Genomic DNA, 19,714 nt, shown 5'->3' with positions numbered 1-19,714 from the left:
AGCTCTCTCCAGGGACAATTTGTCCATTTCCCGCCACAAACAGAGCGCAGCGGTGTCTTCGGGCAAGGGAATGGCAGGCGTAGGGTGCGTTTGAAAGTAAGATGGGTCGAGTTTTTTCAGGGACAGGCAAGGGCCGATCGGGGGCTGGATTTCATTCCGCTCCATTGGCGATTCAGCTTTTCCCGCAAGGCGATTCCGCCGAAAAACTTCGCTCTCAGGTCGTGTCTTCCATCTGTCCATTCTCCGATGTTTCCGCGTCCATGATGGGCGCCGAAGAACGCCGCGATCACGCCGATACCGGTTTGGTCACATTTGGTGTTTACGACTATTGGCGAGGCGGAGAGAGAGGCATTTCCTCCGCAAAAATGACGCCGCAGGCATTGCAGGCGGGCCGGGCCGGAAACCGGGCGGTCTATCGCGATGCGCAGGAAATTCACGCCCTCGAAGAAGGGCGAAAGGCTGGATGCGACGCGGGCAAAGGAGCCAGAGAGCTCGCCGCGGGATCGCTCGCCTGCAGGGAATACGCCGGGACGCGTGGCAGCGGAGTTTTTGCTGCCGGGCTGGTCTGCGATGGAAGCGAAAGAAACCGAGTGAAATGCTGACATCCGAGTTCAGACTTTTCAGATCATCTATCATGGGGCTGTCCATCGCTCTTTCAGCGGCGATTGCATCCCCAGCTGGCGCGTTTGATATCAATGCTGGCGTGACCAAGGAATCCGGTCCTTTCGATCTCTTCAAGTTCGGTTTCAAGGCTTACAAGAGCGGCCAGAAGGAAGAGGCCGTCGAAGCCTATAAGTACGCCGCCGAAAAGGGGCACACCGGCTCGCGCTGGGCGCTGGCCAATATGTATGCCGACGGTGATGGCGTTACCCAAGACGATTTCGAAGCCTTCAAGATCTACAGCGAGATTGCCCAGCAGGGCGTCGAGCCCGGTTCCGAAGACACCGGCTTCTTCATCAATGCGCTTCTTTCGCTTGCCAGCTATTACAAGCACGGCATTCCGGGCAGCCCCGTCAAGACCGACCTCAATCAGGCCCGCCAGCTTTATTTCCAGGTTGCCTCCACCTTCGGCGTGCCGGAGGCGCAGTTCCAGCTGGCGCAGATGATGCTGTCCGGCGATGGCGGCAGCGCCAATCCGCTGCAGGCCAAGAAGTGGCTGAACCAGGCCCGCAAGAGCGGCCATCCCGGTGCCATGTCGGTCTTCGGCAATATCCTGTTCCAGGAGGGCCAGTCGGCCCGCGGTCTGGCAATGATGACGGCGGCGCTCGACCGCTGCAAGCCGAAGGACTGTGGGTGGATGGAATCGCTGCAGGAGCAGGCCTTCTCGGTCGCCACCGAAGGCGACCGCCGCGCGGCGGTATCGCTCTCCCACAATATCGCCACCAGCGGCGACTGATTTCCCGTCTTAGGCGGCGAAGTCGAAATAGGCGACGACGGGCACGTGATCCGACGGTTTTTCCCAGGCGCGCACATGCTTTTCGATCGCCGTCGACGTCATCCGGTCAGCAGCCTCGGGCGACAGCATCAGATGGTCGATACGAATGCCGTTATTCTTCGGCCAGGCACCGGCCTGATAATCCCAGAATGAATAGAGCTGTGTCGCATCGGTGGTCGCGCGCACCGCGTCGGTAAAGCCGAGGGCTTCGAGCCTGCGGAAAGCCTCGCGCGTCTGCGGCAGGAACAGCGCGTCACTCTCCCAGACCTTCGGATCGAAGCAGTCATGCGGCTCGGGAATGACGTTGTAGTCACCGGCCAGGATGAAGGCTTCCTCATATTCGAGACGCTGGATCGCAAATTGCCGCAGCCGCTCCATCCAGGCGAGCTTGTAGGTGTATTTCTCGGTATCAACAGGGTTGCCGTTCGGCAGGTACAGGCAGCCGATGCGAAGCGCCTTGTTGCCGGGTAACGAAAAGACGGCCTCCAGGAAGCGCGCCTGTTCATCCATCGGGTCGCCGGGAAGACCGCGGTTCACTTCGTCAGGCTTGCTCTTTGAAAGGATCGCGACGCCGTTGAAGCCCTTCTGGCCATGGGTTTCGACATGGTAGCCGAGCGCCTCGATATCGAGGCGAGGAAACCCTTCGTCAACGGTCTTGATTTCCTGCAGGCAGGCGATGTCAGGACTGGAATCCTTCAGCCATTGCGTCAGGTTATCGATACGCGCCTTGACGCCGTTGATGTTCCAGGTCGCGATCTTCATCCATCACCTCTTGCTTCGTGCCGATCTTGTATCGTGATGGGCAGCGTCCGGACAAGACGATAAACCGGCCGGAAGAGATTTCTTCGGCCGGTCTGATTTGGGTGCTCTGATGTTGTTCAGATCGAAAAGCTGGTGCCGCAGCCGCAGCTGGCGACCGCGTTCGGATTGTTGATCTGGAAGGACTGGCCGAGCAGGTTGTCGACGAAGTCGATCTCGGAGCCCGCCATATAGATCAGCGACATGCTGTCGATCAGTACCTTCGCATCGTTCTTCTCGACGATCACGTCGTCGTCCTGAACGCCGTCGGCGAGATCGAACTTGTAGGAAAAACCGGAACATCCGCCGCCTTCGACGGAAACGCGAAGGGCGCTCTTGCCGGCTTCGGCGCCTACGATGGCGGCGATTCGCTTTGCCGCGGCATCGGATAGGGTTACTGTGGTCTCTGTCATGCTTCCTCCTGCCGGGGTCAAGATCCGGAGAGAATTGATAGAAGCCGATGATCTTTCAAACGGCTGATATCAAAAGAATTTATCACATGCGTCGTTGAAACGCATTATTGCGGAAAGCGGTTAAGAAAGCGCCGCTTTGCCGTATATACTGACTATAGGTATGAAGAGCGTGAAGCGGCGTCAATGGGCGATCCGGCCGCGAGCTCGAATGACGGTGAAGAATGACGATCGACAGGCATGCATTGGGTTTTGGAAACAGCGAGCGGGCAGTCTATGCGGCAGACCCCTGGACGACCCGCGGGCGGCTCTATGACGAAAGCTCCAGCCCGACACGTTCCGACTTCCAGCGCGACCGCGACCGCATCGTCCACACCACGGCCTTCCGCCGCCTGAAACACAAGACGCAGGTCTTCATCGCCCAGGATGGCGACCACTACCGCACGCGCCTGACGCACACGATCGAGGTTGCACAGATCGCCCGCGCTTTGGCCCGTGCACTCAAGCTGGATGAAGATCTGGCCGAGGGCGTGGCGCTGGTCCACGATTTCGGCCACACGCCCTTCGGCCATACCGGCGAAGATGCGCTGCATGAGGTGCTGCTGCCCTATGGCGGCTTCGATCACAATGCCCAGTCACTGCGGATCGTGACCAAGCTGGAGCGCCGCTATGCCGAATTCGACGGCATCAACCTGACCTGGGAAAGCCTCGAAGGCCTCGTGAAGCACAACGGCCCGCTGCTGACGAAGGACGGGCAGGGCACGCGCGGGCCGGTCCCGCAGCCGATCCTCGATTATTGCGAGATCCACGACCTGCAGCTCGACACCTATGCAAGCCTTGAGGCGCAGGTAGCGGCGATTGCCGACGACATCGCCTATAATACCCACGATATCGACGACGGCCTGCGCTCCGGCTACCTGACCTTCGAGATGCTGGAGGAAATTCCCTTCCTCGCCGGGCTGATGGCGGAAGTGCGCGAGCGCTATCCGAACCTCGAGGCGAGCCGCTTCACCCATGAAATCATGCGCCGTCAGATCACCCGCATGGTCGAGGATGTCATTTCCGTCGCGCAGGAGCGCCTGTCGCAGATCAAGCCGGACAGCGCTGACGATATCCGTCACGCCGACCGCGTCATCGCCACCTTCTCGCCGGCGATGGCCGAAACCGACAGGCTGATCAAGCAGATGCTCTTCAAGCGCATCTATCGCCATCCCGAGATCATGCGCATCCGGGCAGGGGCCGCGCAGATCGTCACCGACCTCTTCGGCGCCTATATGGCGAACCCGAAGGAGATGCAGAGCCACTACTGGGTCGATCATATCGCAGGCCTTGCAGACGCGCCGAAAGCCCGCCATGTCGGCGACTATCTGGCCGGCATGACCGACACCTATGCTATCAGCGCTCATAGGCGATTGTTTGACCACACTCCCGATTTGCGATAGGCAGCACGCGCCCGGCAAAAGGCCGGTCGATGCCTTGTGGCACAGCCTATGCATGGAAGAGTGCGATGAACCTTTTTACCGATTTCGAAGCCAGGATTAAAACCGCCCTTGAACAGATCGATCTGGTCAAGGAAAAGCGATCCGAGCTCGATTTCGGCCGCATCGCCGTCGAGCCGCCGCGTGACGCCACTCATGGCGACGTTGCGACCAACGCAGCGATGGTGCTGGCTAAGCCGCTCGGCACCAACCCGCGGGCCTTCGCCGAAATCATCATCGGCAAGTTGAAGGAAGATCCGGATGTGGCTGACGTCTCCGTCGCCGGTCCTGGATTCATCAACATCAAGCTGTCCGTCGGCTACTGGCAGCGGCTGCTCGCGTCGATGATCGGCGCCGGCACTGATTACGGCCGCTCGACGCTTGGCATCGGCCGCAAGGTCAATGTCGAATACGTCTCGGCAAACCCGACCGGCCCGATGCATGTCGGCCATTGCCGCGGCGCCGTTGTCGGCGACGCACTGGCAAATCTTCTGTCTTTTGCCGGCTATGCCGTCGAGAAGGAATATTACATCAACGATGCCGGCTCGCAGATCGACGTGCTGGCACGCTCGGTCTTCCTGCGTTACCGCGAAGCCCTCGGCGAGAAGATCGGCGAGATCCCGGCAGGTCTCTATCCGGGCGATTACCTCGTGCCGGTCGGCCAGTCACTGGCCAGTGAATATGGCGTGCGGTTGCACAATATGCCGGAAGAGCAGTGGATGCCCATCGTCAAGGACAAGGCGATCGATGCAATGATGGTGATGATCCGCGAGGATCTGGCAGCATTGAACGTTCACCACGACGTGTTCTTCTCCGAGCGCACGCTGCATGATGGCGGTGCCGCCGCTATCCGGACCGCAATCAACGACCTGACCTTCAAGGGCTTCGTCTACAAGGGTTCTCTGCCGCCGCCGAAGGGCCAGCTGCCCGAGGATTGGGAAGACCGCGAGCAGACACTGTTCCGCTCGACCGAGGTCGGCGACGATGTCGATCGTCCGCTGATCAAGTCGGATGGTTCCTATACTTACTTTGCCGCTGACGTTGCTTACTTCAAGAACAAGTTCGACCGTGGCTTCAACGAGATGATCTATGTGCTCGGCGCCGACCATGGCGGCTACGTCAAGCGTCTGGAAGCTGTCGCGCGTGCCGTTTCGGAAGGCAATTCGAAGCTGACGGTGCTGCTCTGCCAACTCGTGAAGCTCTATCGCAATGGCGAGCCGGTGAAGATGTCGAAGCGCTCCGGCGACTTCGTGACGCTGCGCGACGTGGTCGAGGAAGTCGGCCGCGATTCGGTGCGTTTCATGATGCTGTACCGGAAGAGTTCCGAGCCGCTTGACTTCGATTTCGCCAAAGTAACGGAACAGTCGAAGGATAATCCGGTCTTTTACGTGCAGTATGCGCATGCCCGTTGCATGTCGGTTTTCCGGCAGGCGAGGGAGGCGTTTCCGGACCTCGACGTGACCCCAGCAGAGCTTGCAAAAGCCGTCTCCGGAATCTCGGATCCCGCGGAATTGCAGCTGATTGCGAAGGCTGCTGAGTTCCCGCGCGTCGTCGAGTCCGCAGCCCAGGCACAGGAGCCTCACAGGGTCGCTTTCTACCTCTACGACCTCGCCAGTTCGTTCCATGCACACTGGAACAAAGGTAAAGATCAGACCGAATTACGATTTGTTAACGATAAGAGCCGAGAATCGAGTATTGCCAGACTAGGGCTGGTGTACGCTGTCGCTTCGGTTTTGAAGTCGGGTCTTGCCATTACTGGTACCGCCGCACCGGATGAAATGCGATAAACGTCACCAAATCCCCACATTGCGCTGGCATTGACCGCGTTGGCTTTTGAGTGGGATGGGTATGGCAGACAAACAACTTGCGTATGACGCGCGACAGAAGACGGAGCTGTTCGATGAAAACGATCCGCTTGCGGAACTGGCGCGCATCGTTGGCTTCGAGCCGCGGGTAGCCGCCAATACTGTTTCAGAACCGGTCCGGCAGGAGCCCGCCTTCGATCTCGAAGACGAGCTGTTGCGGGAATTCGAGAGCTATGACGAACCGCGCGCACCGGATGTCGTCGACCATCCGGCCGAGCTGGTCGCGGCCTACGAACCCGTTGCTTACGAGCAGACTGCGCAGGTCGAGCCGGAGCCGGCCTATTACGAGACACAGGCCGTAGAGCCTGAGCCCGTCGTCCATGCCGAGCCGGCAGCCGCTTCCGCCTGGAATGCTGCGGGAGCCTTTGCTTCGGCGGATCGGACTGCGCAGCAGTCCGAGCCGGTGTCGAACGGCGCCCGTGATCTGATCGAAGAGCTTGAAATGTCGATCGGTGCGGCTGCGGCTGTTCAGCCGGTGGCGCCGGCTCCGAAGGCGCCGCAGTGGTCGGCTGCCAGCATCAAGCTGCCGCTTGCCAATTTCCACACGGCTCGCCGCGAAGAACCGGCGGCTCCTGTCGCCGTGGTTCCCGAGCCGGTCGTCGCTGCGCCCGTTGCCGCCGCGCCGCAGGTGGTCGAGACCATTCCATCCGAAGCTGCAATTCACGAACTTGCCGCTCTCGATGTCGCTGACGAGTTTCCGCCGGTTTCCGGTGGTTTCCCAGCCGAGATCGATCGCCACGAAGTCGCCGAATTGCCGCAGCACGAGCCGGTCGCCGAAGCGGCAGCCGTCGAAGCCTACGCCGAACCCGTTTCGCACGATGCCGGTTTCGATCTTGCCGCCGCCGCCAAGGATGGCGTCGTGGCATCGGATGCCGCGCTAACCGAAGCTTTGCCGCAGGATGCGGCCACGGCGTTCGATATCGATAATCTGCTGGCTGACGTCTCGCGCTATCCGGTCCCGCAGCGCGCTGCCGAGCCGGTTCATCATGAGGCGCCCGTCGAAGCTGCTCCCGTTCGCCATGCCGAGCCGGTTCAGGCCTTTGCTCCCGTTGCTGCCAAGCTGGCTGCTCCGGAAGAGGAAGACCCGTTTGCCGGTCATGACTTCGAGCTCGATCTCGAGGGCATCGAACTGGAACTCGCTGATCTTGATTTCGCCGAACCCGTGAAGCCGCTGCCCGAGCCGGTCGCTGCTGCTCCGGCACCGGTGGCCGCGCCTGCTGCCGCATTCGTTCCGGCACCTGTTGCCGCCGCGCGTCCGATTGCACCCGCGCCTGTGCTTGATGAGGCGCCGCGTCCGGCGGTGCAGCCTGCCTATACGCCTGCGCCGGTTTCCTATGTGCCGGCTGCCTCGGTCTTCACCCCCGCGCCGCAGCGGACCGCTCCCGTGCAGGCAGCGGCACCTGAGCCCGTTGAAGAACTGCCTTTCGATCCGTCGATGATTGCCGATGCCGATGGGCATCCGGAGGCTGTCGAAGAGATGCATGTTCCGGCGCTGCCGCCTGTCGAACAGCACAAGCCTGTTGCGCAGACTTCTGATTTCGATTTCGACGTCGACGCCGAGATTGCCAGCCTCTTTGAGCCGATGAAGTCCGCAGAGCGTGCACCCGCCGCTGCTCCTGCCTGGGCGCCGCCGACCGCTACTCCTGCCGCTGCGAAGCCTGTCGCAGCACCTGCCGTTGCCGGTCTTGACGATCTGGAGCGCGCGCTTGAGGAAGACCTTCGCCGCAGCATGCGCGAACCGGTGCAGCGCACCGAGCAGCTCGCGGAGGTCCACATCCAGTCCGCAGGCGCTGCCGAAGACATGCACCGCGCCCGCTCGATGAAGCGTATGCTTGCCGCCGCTGCCATGGTGGTGGTTTTCGCAGGCGGTGCTTACGGTCTCTACACGGTCGTCGCCGACTCAGGCATTACCGGTGGCTCGGGCGAGCCGCGCATCATTTCCGCCGACAAGGAACCTGTTAAGGTCGTTCCTGACAACCCGGGCGGCAAGACCGTTCCGAACCAGGACAAGGCCGTCTACGACCGTGTCGCTGGCGCCACCGAGACGCCGAAGCAGACGGCCTTGGTGTCTTCGGATGAGGAACCTGTCGACGTCGTTCAGCGCACGCTGACGCCTGAGATTGCCCCTGAAGACAATGACGGCGATGTCACCGATCAGGCGATGAGCACGCCGGTCAGCGATACACAGGATCCGCGCCTTCTTCCCGACCAAAACCAGCCGGAGCAGGCCGCAAATGACGGTGACGCAGACCGCGTCCCGGCCGTTTCGCCACGCAAGGTCCGCACGATGATCGTCAAGCCTGACGGGACTCTGGTAGCCCGTGAGGACGAAGCACCCGTCGATGCGCCTGTTGTCAAACAGGTCAAGACGACCACCATCACGCCGAACGGCTCGGCTGCCAGCTTCCCGGCCAGCACCGAAGTCGCTTCTGCCGACATCCGCTCCACCCCGGTCGAGAACACGGCAACGCCGCCTGCCCAGGCTGGCGCTTCCGAATCGGTCCTTGCCAAGGTTGCCGCGAGCAACCCTGCTAATGTCGAGCCGCCGGTCCGTCAGGTTCAGTCGACGCAGGTCGAGCCCCAGGCTGCGGCAAAGCCTGCAGATGCTGCTCCGGTCCCGGCAGTCCGCCCGGCTGCCAAGCCTGCAGCCGCTGCTGCCCCTCAGCCGCCGAAGCCGGCCGAGGTTGCCTCTGTGGCGCCCGCAGCCCCCCAGCCGCAGGCTGCAGCGCCTTCCGGCGGCTACGGCGTGCAGATCGCGTCTCTGCCCTCGGAGGCGGAAGCCAACAAGTCCTATGCAAGCCTCTCGAAGAAGTTTGGCAGTGTTCTGGCTGGCCGCAGCTTCGAAATCCGCAAGGCCGATATCGCCGGCAAGGGCACCTTCTACCGCGTCCGCATCCCGGCCGGCTCGAAGGACGAAGCCGCAGCGCTTTGCGAAAAGTATCGTGCCGCTGGCGGCACCTGCCTGATCTCGAAGTGAGCACGATCACACGCATTCAAGGCGGCGGGCATGGTCCCGCCGCTTTCGTTTTGCCCAGCCTTTCCTGTGAATGCCTGTTGACCTCTATCGCAATTCGCCTCGGCACCTCTATGATTCGGGTATGACCGAATCAAAAGCGATGATCCTGGGCTGTAGCGGCCTGTCACTGACCCCGGAAGAAAAGGCCTTCTACAGGGCCGAGCGCCCATGGGGCTTCATTCTTTTTGGACGCAACATCTCCGAGCCGCAGCAGATCGCCGATCTCGTCGCCGAGATGCGCGAAAGCGTCGGCTGGCACGCGCCTGTGCTGATCGACCAGGAGGGCGGCCGCGTCCAGCGCATCCGTCCGCCGATCCTGCAGCACTATCCATCCGGTCAGGCGCTCGGCGACATCTATCGCCAGGATCGGGAGCAGGGGCTTCGTGCCGCTTGGCTGATGTCGCGCCTGCACGCCTTCGATCTGCTGACGTTCGGCATCAATGTCGATTGCCTGCCGGTGCTCGACGTGCCGGTCGAAGGCAGCAGCAACGTCATCGGCAACCGTGCCTATGGCGGCGATCCCCAGACGGTGACCGCGATGGGCCGTGCTGCCAGCGATGGTTTGAAGGCCGGCGGCGTATTGCCGGTGATGAAGCATATGCCGGGCCACGGCCGCGGCTTTGCCGATTCCCATCATGAGCTGCCCGTCGTCACCGTTTCGCGCGAGGAGCTCGAAGCCCACGACTTCCCGCCCTTCATCGCCATGAAGGACGAACTCGCAGCGATGACCTGCCACGTGGTCTTCACCGCGATCGACGACAGCAATCCGGCAACCACCTCCCGCAAGGTGATCGACGGCGTCATCCGCAACCATATCGGCTTCAACGGCCTGTTGCTTTCCGATGATACGTCGATGAACGCGCTGGCCGGCACGATCGGCGAACGCGCGGCGAATATCATTGCGGGCGGATGCGATATCGTGCTGCATTGCAACGGCCACATGGACGAGATGCTTCAGGTGGTCGCCAACGTACCGGTCCTGTCGGACGCTTCGCTGAAGCGCGCCGACGCTGTCCTGGCCGGCATGCCGAAGCCCGACCAATCCGAGGAAGCGGCAATCCGCAGTGAATTCGATGCGATGTTCGCCACCGTCTGAAAACTGGAAGCGAGGCTGAGTTGAACGTAGTCAAGGGTCCCGAGCGGTCGCCGTCGTCAGCAACGCCGATGGATAAGCTATGGCAGGATAACGGGGCCGAACGCGCCACCCACGAGCCGGCGCTGGTGATCGACGTCGCGGGCTTCGAGGGCCCGTTGGACCTGCTGCTTTATCTCGCGCGTAATCAGAAGGTCGATCTGTCGCGGATCTCGGTTCTGGCGCTTGCCGAGCAGTATCTGCTGTTTGTCGACAGCGCCCGCCGCATCCGCATCGAACTGGCCGCCGATTACCTCGTCATGGCGGCCTGGCTTGCCTATCTGAAATCGCGCCTCCTGATTCCGCAGCAGATCAAGGACGACGGCCCGTCGGGCGAGGAGATGGCGGCAACGCTCGCCTTCCGCCTCAAACGCCTGGAAGCGATGCGTGAGGCCGCCAGCGGTCTCGTCAACCGCAACCGTCTCGGCCGCGATATCTTCGCTCGCGGTGCGCCGGAGCATATCCCGGATCGCCACCGGTCCGCCTACGATGCCAGCCTCTACGATCTCCTGACTGCCTATGCGTCGCTGCGACAGCGCCAGGCGGTCACACAGGTCACGATCGCCCGGCGCACTGTCTGGTCGCTGACCGAAGCGCGCGAGCTCTTGACCCGGATGATCGGTGACGTTTCCGACTGGACGGCGCTGGAGCACTATCTGCTGCGCTACATGACCTCGCCGGAAGAACGCGTCACGGCGATCGCCAGCGCCTTTGCGGCGTCGCTGGAGCTGGTGCGCGAGGGCAAGCTCGAAATCCGCCAAGAGGGCGCCTTTGAGCCGCTCTACATGCGCCGCGGACCGAAGCACGCCACATTGCAAGTTATCGAGCAGGAGACGCCGCTGTGATCCATCCTGATGGCGATATCGGCGGAGAGGAAGGCGAGGGCATCGAAAGCCGGGATTTCCAGGCGGAGCTCGAGGCCGAGCGTATAGCCGAGGCGCTGGTCTTCGCTTCGTCGCAGCCCGTTTCCGAAGCCTTCATTGCCGATCGCATTGCCAAGCACTTCAATGTCCGCGCCATCATGCTCCGGCTGAAGGAACAGTATGCGCCGCGCGGGGTCAATCTGGTCCAGGTCGACGACGCCTGGGCCTTCCGCACGGCAGCCGATCTCTCATTTGTGATCCGCCGTGATGAGAACGAGGCGAAGAAGCTTTCGCGGGCCGCGCTCGAGGTCCTGGCGATCATCGCCTATCATCAGCCGGTGACGCGTGCCGAGATCGAGGACATCAGAGGTGTCCAGACGTCGCGCGGCACGCTCGATGTGCTGATGGAGGCCGGATGGGTACGTTTCCGGGGTCGCCGCCGCACCCCCGGCCGTCCCGTCACGCTCGGCACCACGCGGGACTTTCTCGACCATTTCGGCCTCGAGGAGCTGCGCGATCTGCCGGGTATCGAAGAGCTCAAGGGGGCAGGGCTGCTCTCTGGCCGTATCCCGGCGAATTTCAATATTCCGTCGCCGCTGATGAGCGATGAACTGACGGAGGATGAGGACCCGATCACCCAGATGGATCTGGAGGAATTGGGGCTTCTTGCGCCCGGCGGCGCCTCCGAAGATTAGCGGTTGCTGGTCTTTGTTTTGACACCGAGGGCGAAAACAATAGTGATCACCATAATTCGATGGCGCAATGACTTGTCACAATGGCCGAAGCCGTGACATTAAGCGTCAATCCAAGGGGAATTTTGGTGTTGGAAACGATGGCGGAAACTCTTACATCGAAGAGACATCGCAACAGGGAGTATGCGTAATGGGTTCTTTTAGCATGTGGCACTGGTTGATCGTTCTGGTCATCGTGCTGTTGTTGTTCGGTCGCGGCAAGATCCCGGAATTGATGGGCGACGTCGCCAAGGGCATCAAGAGCTTCAAGAAGGGCATGAACGACGAGGACGCGCCGGCTGACGGCAAGACCGTCGATCACAAGGCCGACGAAACGAAGTAACCAGTCCGGAAACGGGTGGCTTGCCCCGCTTCCCATCCAGGAGCCTTGAATGTTCGATATTGGCTGGACCGAGCTGCTCGTCATCGCGGTCGTGTTGATTGTTGTGGTCGGTCCGAAGGACCTGCCGCCGATGCTGCGTGCGTTTGGAAAGATGACCCAGCGCGCCAAGAAGGTTGCCGGTGAATTCCGCGCACAGTTCGACGAGGCGTTGCGTGAGGCAGATCTCGACGAGGTGCGTCAGACACTCGCCGACGCCCAGCGTCTGAACCCGGCCAATACGCTGCGCGAGGCGATGAACCCGCTGCGCCAGATGGGCAACGACATCAAGGCAGACCTGCAGAGCGCCACCAAGGTCGAGAACAAGACCGACGTGCCGCCTGTCAGCGTCCCGGAACCGTCAATGAGCCTGCCGGAAACGCCGCCGATCGTGGCGCCGCTGCCCGAGCCGGCTGTTGCCGTGGCCGTTGAAAAGCCGAAGGCTGTGCGCAAACCGCGTGCCGTGGCTGCTGCAAAGGTTGAGCCCGTGGCTGCCGCTCCCGCGGCCAAGGCAAAGCCTGCACCGGCTGCCAAGACCTCTGCCGCTCCGGCAAAGACTGCGGCCGCCAAGGCCGCCCCGGCAAAGGCGCCTGCCAAGACCGTGGCCGCAAAGGCCACACCAGCACAGAAGACCGCAGCTGCTCCGAAGAAGGCAGCGGCAACGAAAAAGGATGAGGCATGAGCGGCGATATCGAAGACAAGCCGCAGCCCTTGATCGAGCACCTCATGGAGCTGCGTAGGCGGCTGATGTGGTCGATCGGCGCGTTTTTCATCGCCTTCATCGTCTGCTTCTTCTTTGCCAAGCATCTCTTCAACTACCTCGTCTATCCCTACAAGCTCGCGGTCATCTGGGCGGGCATGGATGTCGACAAGGCACAGCTGATCTACACGGCGCCGCAGGAATTCTTCTTCACGCAGGTGAAGGTCGCCATGTTCGGCGGCGTGGTGATCGCATTCCCGATCATTGCCGCGCAGATCTACAAGTTCGTGGCGCCCGGCCTCTACAAGAACGAGCGCGCGGCCTTCCTGCCGTTCCTCATCGCCTCGCCGATCCTGTTCCTGCTCGGCGCCGCACTCGTCTATTTCTTCTTCACGCCGATGGTCATGTGGTTCTTCCTGGCCATGCAGCAGACACCGGGCCATGGCGACGTCGCCATCTCGCTGCTGCCGAAGGTCTCGGAATATCTGAGCCTGATCATGACGCTGGTGCTGTCCTTCGGCCTGGTCTTCCAGCTCCCCGTCATCACCACGCTGCTTGCCCGCGTCGGGCTGCTCACCTCGCAGTGGCTTGCCGAAAAGCGCAAGTTCGCGATCGTCATGGCCTTCATCGTCGCTGCCGTTCTGACGCCGCCCGATCCGATGTCCCAGATCGGTCTTGCACTGCCGACGATCCTTCTCTACGAGATTGCAATCCACGCGGCTCGACTCGTCGAGCGCCAGCGTGCGCGGCAGTCGGTCGAAGAGGCGGAACGATCCGCGGATGTTGCCAACACGGACAGCGTCTGAGCGGCTTCGCAATCTCTTCCCGTACGCTTCCGTATCTTCCGGCCGCAGCCAGGTCAGGCTCCGGCCGGTTCCTGTTTTGTAACGACCCGGAACGACAATGCTCGATATCAAATGGATCCGTGAGAACCCCGAGGCTCTAGACGCCGCGCTTGCAAAGCGTGGTGCGGACGCCTTGGCCCAGTCCCTCGTAGCCCTCGATGAGAAGCGCCGCTCCGCCGTGCAGAAGGCGCAGGACCTGCTGTCACGCCGCAACACCGCCTCGAAGGAGATCGGCGCGGCGATGGCGCAGAAGAACACCGAGCTTGCCGAGAAACTGAAGGCCGAAGTCGCCGACATCAAGGTGACGCTGCCGGCTGCCGAAGACGACGAGCGCCAGTTCACCGCCGAGCTCAACGACGCGCTGTCGCGCATCCCGAATATCCCGTTCGACGACGTCCCCGTCGGCGCCGACGAGAGCGGCAATGTCGTCACCCGCACGGTTGGCGAAAAGCCGCGCTGGAACCATGCGCCCAAGGAGCATTTCGAAATCGGCGAAGCCCTCGGCTACATGGATTTCGACCGTGCCACCAAGCTGTCCGGCTCGCGTTTCACGGTCCTGACCGGTCCGCTGGCGCGCCTCGAACGCGCCCTCGGCCAGTTCATGATCGACCTGCATACCGGCGAGCATGGCTACACCGAAGTCTCGTCGCCGCTGATGGTGCGCGACGAGGCGATGTTCGGCACCGGCCAGCTGCCGAAATTCGCCGACGATCTCTTCAAGACGACGGATGGGCGCTGGCTGATCCCGACCGCCGAGGTGACGCTCACCAACCTCGTCTCGGCCGAAATCCTCGAACAGGAAAAGCTGCCGCTGCGCTTCACGGCGCTGACCCCTTCCTTCCGCTCGGAAGCCGGTTCTGCCGGCCGCGATACCCGCGGCATGCTGCGCCAGCACCAGTTCTGGAAGTGCGAGCTGGTCTCGATCACCGATGCGGAAAGCGCGGTCGCCGAGCACGAGCGAATGACGGCCTGTGCCGAAGAGGTGCTGAAGCGCCTCGGCCTGCATTTCCGCACCATGACGCTCTGCACCGGCGATATGGGTTTCGGCGCCCGCAAGACTTACGATCTGGAAGTCTGGCTGCCGGGACAGAACACCTTCCGCGAAATCTCGTCCTGCTCGGTCTGCGGCGATTTCCAGGGACGGCGTATGGATGCGCGCTACCGCGTCAAGGGCGAGAAGGGCACCAGGTTCGTTCACACGCTGAACGGCTCGGGTACCGCCGTCGGCCGCTGCCTGATCGCCGTTTTGGAAAACTACCTAAACGAAGACGGCTCGGTGACGATCCCCGATGTGCTGCTGCCCTATATGGGCGGCTTGAAGAAGATCGAACGGGCGGCTTGAAGAGATGCGCATTCTGCTCACCAATGACGACGGCATTCATGCTGAAGGCCTCGCAGCCCTTGACCGGATTGCGCGCACTCTCTCCGATGACGTCTGGATCGTCGCGCCCGAGACCGATCAGAGCGGTCTTGCCCATTCGCTGAGCCTGTCGGAGCCGTTGCGCTTGCGCAAGGTTTCCGACAAGCACTTCGCGCTGCGCGGCACGCCGACCGATTGCGTCATCATGGGCGTCAGGCAGGTCATGGACATCAAGCCGGACCTGATATTGTCGGGCGTCAACTCCGGCTCCAACGTTGCTGATGACGTGACCTATTCCGGCACCATCGCCGGCGCCATCGAGGGCACGATGCAGGGCGTACGCTCCTTCGCGCTCAGCCAGGCCTATGTCTATGCGGATGGCGCTCGCGTCGTGCCGTGGGAGGTCTGCGAGGCGCATGCACCGGCTCTGCTGCAGAAGCTGATGAATGTCGATCTGCCCGAGGGCACCTTCCTCAACCTGAACTTCCCGAACTGCCGTCCTGAGGACGTCGATGGGGTCGAGGTTACCGCACAGGGCAAGCTCGCTTTCAATCTGCAGGTCGACGCACGCTCGGATGGCCGGGGCTTTCCCTACTACTGGCTGAAGTTCGGCGAGCGTGCCGGCGCCTTCGCCGAAGGCACCGATATCCACGCTTTGAAGCATAATAAGATTTCGGTAACACCTTTGAAACTGGATCTGACTGATTATTCCGTGAAGGACCGCGTCGAGCGGGCGCTTTCGGTTACGGAGTAAGCAGGCATTGACGTCACAGTTGGTCGAGAAGGAAGGTTTTGCGGCTCTCGTCCTGAGACTGCGGGCCGAAGGTATTTCCGATATCGATCTTCTGACGGCGGTCGAGCAGACGCCGCGCTCGCGTTTCGTCCCGGCGCAGTTTGCCGATGAGGCCTATTCAACACGGACGATCCCGATCGAGTGCGGCTCGTTTCTTGAAGGCGTCGATCTTGCCGTCCGCATTCTCCATCATCTGAAGGTCAAGCCCGGCCAGCGCGTTCTCGAGGTCGGCACCGGCAGCGGCTTCATGGCCGCCGTCATGGGCCGGATTGCCGAACGGGTTCTGACCATCGACCGTTACAAGACGCTGGTGGTCAATGCGCAGAAGCGCATGGATCAGCTCAGCCTGCGCAACATCATCGTCCGCCAGGCCGATGGCAGCAACGGCCTGCAGGGTGAGGGCACCTTCGACCGCATTCTCGTGACCGCCGCGTTCGCCTCGATGCCGCGCGTCTATACCGATCAGCTGGTCTCCGGCGGATCGATGATCGCGCCGCTGATGATATCGGACGACGAATGCCGGATGGTGCGGCTGACGAAAACCGGCAGCCGCTTCGAGCGCGAGGAACTCTTCACCGTTCCCTATCTGCCGATCGTTCCGCGGGTCGCTTCGCAGCTCTGATCTGCGCGCATTTCGTGCCGCTTTCGCGGGGTGCGATTTTTCACCCGCAAGACTATGGTTATCAATTCCTCTAAAAAACTGCTCCAATTCCAGCGCTTTAACCGCGTGGTAATACTAACGCGCTTTAATACTCCCATAAATGGTTGCGTTGTGAGTGGGTCGTATCATGAGTTTTTGTGTATCGCCAAAGTTCGGAAAATCGGCCTTCAATCTTCTGGCCGTCGCCTTGTTGGCGAGTGCGGCGACAGGCTGCAGTTCAGATGTTTCGCGCTTCAGCGGTGGTCTTTTTGGCTCCGGTCAGGATCAGATGGCAACGGGTTCGGTCCCGCGCCGCAGCATGAGCGGACTGCAGGGCGATCCCGTACCGCAGGGCGACATGCAGGGCGGTGGCGCCATGCAGCCGGCCTACGGCAACAACAATCAGTCCTACGGCAATCAGTCGTACAATCAGCCTTACCCGGCTTCCACTGGCGCGATCCGCTCCAATGCCCGCATCGCATCGGCGCCGGTCACGGTTCAGCGTTCCGAGCTCTCGGCACCGGGCGCAGCTGCTCCCGTCGCATCCCGCGAACGCCAGGAAGCACTGGCTCAGCCGTTCCCGGCATCGCAGGCTTCCGCGCCGCGCAAGCTGCAGGCCGCTCCGAAGCTTGCTGCGCCCGACACGCTGACGACGGGTTCGACGCCAAAGGCAACCGGCTGGTCTGCAGCTAACGCTCCGTCCGTCACGGTTCGTCCGGGCGAAAGCCTCGCTGTGCTGGCACGCCGCTACGGTGTTCCTGAAAACGAGATCCTCCGTGCAAACGGCATGAAGTCCGCTTCGGCCGTCAAGCCCGGCCAGTCGATCCTGATCCCGACCTTCAACGGTGGCAGCAATGCAGCCAAGGCCGCCTCGCAGACGGCCGATCTCTCCAAGCCGGGCAAGGCTCCGGAGCCCTACAAAACGCCGGAACAGAACGTCGCCGTTCTGCCGGGCGCCAATACGGCTCGCGACAAGTCGCAGGCAACGGCTGAAGGCGCCATGGGCAAGGTCGCGGCTGCCGGCGGCAAGGCTCCCGGCGGCGCCGGAAGCTATACCGTCAAGCAGGGTGACTCGCTCGCCAAGATCGCCAAGGCCACCGGCGCCAGCGTCGACTCTATCAAGCAGGCCAACAATCTGCAGGCAAGCTCGATCCGCATCGGCCAGACGCTGACCATTCCGGGCGGCTCTGCCGGAACCGACCAGATGAAGACGGCTTCGATCCCGGCCAAGGCCGCAGAGCCGAAGGCTGCTGCGCCAGCCGCAACCGAGACCGCGTCGAACCAGCCTGCCGGCTACAAGGCGCCTGCGGCCACGCAGACCGTCGATGAAGTCGAGAAGAAGTCCGATGTTGCTTCCGCGGCGCCTGAGGCAACCGGCATCGGCAAATATCGCTGGCCGGTTCGCGGTGCGGTCATTGCCGCCTACGGCGCCAACGTCAACGGCAGCCGCAACGACGGTATCGACATCTCGGTTCCGCAGGGCACGCCGATCAAGGCCGCTGAAAACGGCGTCGTCATCTATGCAGGCAACGGCCTGAAGGAACTCGGAAACACCGTTCTCGTCCGCCACGACGACGGCACGGTCACCGTTTACGGCAATGCCGATACGCTGAGCGTCACCCGCGGCCAGAAGATCCAGCGCGGCCAGACCGTCGCTGTCTCCGGCATGAGCGGCAACGTCAAGCAGCCGCAGGTCCACTTCGAAGTCCGCAAGGATGCTTCGCCGGTCAACCCGATCACCTTCCTCGAATAGTTAGCGCGTACGGGGAAATGCGAAAGCCCGGCCTTGCGCCGGGCTTTTTGCGTTTTGGGCGAGGGCCAGCGGCATCAGTCGCGGGAAAGATTGATGCGCATGCGGCCGGCAAGATCCTGGATATACTGCCAGGCGACACGGCCGGAGCGCGCGCCGCGCGTCGTTGCCCATTCCAGGGCCTCGGCCCGCATCTTGTCACGATCGAGCGTCAGCTTGAAATGATCGGCATAGCCGTCGATCATCGTCAGATAGTCTTCCTGGCTGCACTTGTGGAAGCCGAGCCACAAGCCGAAGCGATCCGACAGCGATACCTTCTCTTCCACCGCTTCCGACGGATTGATCGCCGTCGACTGCTCGTTTTCCATCATGTGGCGCGGCAGCAGGTGGCGGCGGTTGGACGTGGCATAGAACAGCACATTGTCAGGCCGCCCTTCGACGCCGCCATCCAATGCCGCCTTCAGCGACTTGTAGGCCGTGTCGTCATGATCGAAGGAGAGGTCGTCGCAGAAAACGATGATCCGGTGCGGCACATCCTTCATCAGGTCGAGAAGGGCAGGCAGGCTGGCGATGTCTTCGCGATGAACCTCGACCAGCTTCAGCGAAACGCCGCTTTCGCGCCTGACATCCTCATGCACCGCTTTGACCAGCGACGACTTGCCCATGCCGCGTGCGCCCCAGAGGAGCACGTTGTTGGCCGGAAAGCCGTCGGCGAAACGCACGGTGTTTTCATGCAGGATATCGCGCACGTGATCGACGCCGCGGATGAGCGTCAGCGCCACGCGGTTTGGCCGCGCGACGGGTTGCAGATGCTGCCGTGCGGGCGACCAGACGAAACAGTCCGCGGCATTCCAGTCGTTCACGGCAGGGGCGGGCCCGGCAAGCCGCTCGACGGCTGCCGTCAGCCGCTTCAGTTCCTGCAGGATGACGCTGTTGATCTCTTCAGCCATGCTATGTCCTCCTGAAAATAGACTGCGGCGAACCGCCTCTTGTCTTTCATGGCGGCGTAACATGGCCTTTCCACAGCCGAAAGGTTATCAGGCGGCGGATTCGGTACGCCTCACGGCTGTTTTTGTTGCATTCGTTCTTACCGCAACTATAGTCCGGCCACTGAAAAGAGAGGCGGAATTTCGCCGCCCGCAGCTGAGGAGTTTATCAATGTTCATCACCCCGGCATTTGCCCAGGCCGCAACGGATACTGCCGCGTCGCCATTCGGCTCCGGCTTCGAAATGATCATCCTGTTCGTGCCGCTGATGGTCGTCTGGTATTTCCTGCTGATCCGTCCGCAGCGCGCCCAGGCCAAGAAGCGCGCTGAGACGCTTTCCGCCATTCGCCGCGGCGACCAGGTCGTTACTGCCGGCGGTCTCGTCGGCAAGGTCACGAAGGTCGTTGACGACAAGGAAGTGGAAGTGGAAATTGCTGATGGCGTTCGCGTTCGCGTCGTCCGCAGCGGCATTGCAGACGTCCGCGTCAAGGGCGAGCCCGTCAAGGCAGACGCCGCATAAAGACCGGCTTCAG

At 62.0% G+C, this 19,714-nt stretch carries 19 protein-coding genes; 16 read left to right on the top strand and 3 right to left on the bottom strand.

The window, feature by feature from the left end:
* Positions 1-164: 164 nt before the first annotated feature.
* On the top strand, positions 165-602 hold the full coding sequence (locus AC1DNK_RS18865; protein WP_477942748.1) for a hypothetical protein: 438 nt from the start codon (positions 165-167) through the stop codon (positions 600-602).
* The gene (exoR, locus tag AC1DNK_RS18860) at positions 596-1,396 is read left to right on the top strand and encodes an exopolysaccharide production regulator ExoR (protein ID WP_112387962.1); all 801 of its coding nucleotides are present in this window, start codon (positions 596-598) and stop codon (positions 1,394-1,396) included. Before AC1DNK_RS18865 ends, exoR begins: the two co-directional genes overlap by 7 nt.
* A gap of 9 nt (positions 1,397-1,405) precedes the next feature.
* On the opposite strand, the gene xth is transcribed toward exoR, so the two are convergent.
* Complete coding sequence (gene xth, locus AC1DNK_RS18855) at positions 1,406-2,197, bottom strand: exodeoxyribonuclease III (RefSeq protein ID WP_477942746.1); 792 nt, start codon at positions 2,195-2,197, stop codon at positions 1,406-1,408.
* A 116-nt stretch (positions 2,198-2,313) separates the two neighbouring features.
* Positions 2,314-2,646, bottom strand: coding sequence for an iron-sulfur cluster insertion protein ErpA (erpA, locus tag AC1DNK_RS18850; protein ID WP_112387964.1), 333 nt, complete (start codon positions 2,644-2,646; stop codon positions 2,314-2,316).
* A 221-nt stretch (positions 2,647-2,867) separates the two neighbouring features.
* On the opposite strand from erpA, the gene AC1DNK_RS18845 reads away from it, so the two are divergent.
* The 13 genes from AC1DNK_RS18845 (at position 2,868) to AC1DNK_RS18785 (ending at position 18,198) form a co-directional block, all read left to right on the top strand.
* Positions 2,868-4,085 carry a deoxyguanosinetriphosphate triphosphohydrolase gene (locus AC1DNK_RS18845; RefSeq protein WP_477942744.1) on the top strand — a complete coding sequence of 406 codons (1,218 nt, stop codon included), beginning with the start codon at positions 2,868-2,870 and terminating at the stop codon, positions 4,083-4,085.
* Positions 4,086-4,150: 65 nt separating this feature from the next.
* Positions 4,151-5,908 carry an arginine--tRNA ligase gene (gene argS / locus AC1DNK_RS18840; protein ID WP_112387966.1) on the top strand — a complete coding sequence of 586 codons (1,758 nt, stop codon included), beginning with the start codon at positions 4,151-4,153 and terminating at the stop codon, positions 5,906-5,908.
* Between the two features lie 61 nt (positions 5,909-5,969).
* The gene (locus AC1DNK_RS18835) at positions 5,970-8,963 is read left to right on the top strand and encodes an SPOR domain-containing protein (RefSeq protein ID WP_477942742.1); all 2,994 of its coding nucleotides are present in this window, start codon (positions 5,970-5,972) and stop codon (positions 8,961-8,963) included.
* Between the two features lie 121 nt (positions 8,964-9,084).
* Complete coding sequence (gene nagZ, locus AC1DNK_RS18830) at positions 9,085-10,098, top strand: beta-N-acetylhexosaminidase (protein WP_477942740.1); 1,014 nt, start codon at positions 9,085-9,087, stop codon at positions 10,096-10,098.
* A gap of 20 nt (positions 10,099-10,118) precedes the next feature.
* Positions 10,119-10,979 (top strand): segregation and condensation protein A, encoded by an 861-nt coding sequence (locus tag AC1DNK_RS18825; RefSeq protein WP_112387968.1) that lies wholly within the window; start codon positions 10,119-10,121, stop codon positions 10,977-10,979.
* On the top strand, positions 10,976-11,692 hold the full coding sequence (gene scpB / locus AC1DNK_RS18820; RefSeq protein WP_477942738.1) for an SMC-Scp complex subunit ScpB: 717 nt from the start codon (positions 10,976-10,978) through the stop codon (positions 11,690-11,692). The genes AC1DNK_RS18825 and scpB overlap by 4 nt, the downstream gene beginning before the upstream one ends.
* A 187-nt stretch (positions 11,693-11,879) precedes the next feature.
* The gene (locus AC1DNK_RS18815) at positions 11,880-12,071 is read left to right on the top strand and encodes a twin-arginine translocase TatA/TatE family subunit (protein ID WP_477942736.1); all 192 of its coding nucleotides are present in this window, start codon (positions 11,880-11,882) and stop codon (positions 12,069-12,071) included.
* A gap of 49 nt (positions 12,072-12,120) precedes the next feature.
* Complete coding sequence (tatB, locus tag AC1DNK_RS18810) at positions 12,121-12,789, top strand: Sec-independent protein translocase protein TatB (RefSeq protein ID WP_477942734.1); 669 nt, start codon at positions 12,121-12,123, stop codon at positions 12,787-12,789.
* Positions 12,786-13,613: a twin-arginine translocase subunit TatC gene (gene tatC, locus AC1DNK_RS18805; protein ID WP_112387972.1), complete on the top strand. Its 828-nt coding sequence runs from the start codon at positions 12,786-12,788 to the stop codon at positions 13,611-13,613. The genes tatB and tatC overlap by 4 nt, the downstream gene beginning before the upstream one ends.
* A gap of 97 nt (positions 13,614-13,710) precedes the next feature.
* The gene (gene serS / locus AC1DNK_RS18800) at positions 13,711-14,994 is read left to right on the top strand and encodes a serine--tRNA ligase (protein WP_477942732.1); all 1,284 of its coding nucleotides are present in this window, start codon (positions 13,711-13,713) and stop codon (positions 14,992-14,994) included.
* Positions 14,995-14,998: 4 nt separating this feature from the next.
* Positions 14,999-15,766: a 5'/3'-nucleotidase SurE gene (surE, locus tag AC1DNK_RS18795; RefSeq protein WP_477942730.1), complete on the top strand. Its 768-nt coding sequence runs from the start codon at positions 14,999-15,001 to the stop codon at positions 15,764-15,766.
* 7 nt (positions 15,767-15,773) lie between these two features.
* Positions 15,774-16,427, top strand: a complete 654-nt coding sequence (locus AC1DNK_RS18790; RefSeq protein ID WP_477942728.1) for a protein-L-isoaspartate(D-aspartate) O-methyltransferase — start codon at positions 15,774-15,776, stop codon at positions 16,425-16,427.
* A 166-nt stretch (positions 16,428-16,593) separates the two neighbouring features.
* Positions 16,594-18,198, top strand: coding sequence for a peptidoglycan DD-metalloendopeptidase family protein (locus tag AC1DNK_RS18785; protein ID WP_477942726.1), 1,605 nt, complete (start codon positions 16,594-16,596; stop codon positions 18,196-18,198).
* Between the two features lie 74 nt (positions 18,199-18,272).
* Here the strand turns inward: AC1DNK_RS18785 and AC1DNK_RS18780 are convergent, their stop codons facing one another.
* Positions 18,273-19,145, bottom strand: coding sequence for an ATP-binding protein (locus tag AC1DNK_RS18780; RefSeq protein WP_112387977.1), 873 nt, complete (start codon positions 19,143-19,145; stop codon positions 18,273-18,275).
* A 208-nt stretch (positions 19,146-19,353) separates the two neighbouring features.
* Between AC1DNK_RS18780 and yajC the strand changes: the two genes are divergently transcribed.
* A complete protein-coding gene (gene yajC / locus AC1DNK_RS18775; RefSeq protein ID WP_112387978.1) occupies positions 19,354-19,701 on the top strand; it encodes a preprotein translocase subunit YajC in 348 nt (115 codons plus the stop codon).
* The last annotated feature ends 13 nt before the right edge of the window (positions 19,702-19,714 follow it).

Source organism: Rhizobium sp. 01N424, assembly GCF_056399485.1.
The sequence above is the reverse complement of the archived record's forward strand: the minus strand, read 5'-3'. Positions and strand labels throughout refer to the sequence as shown.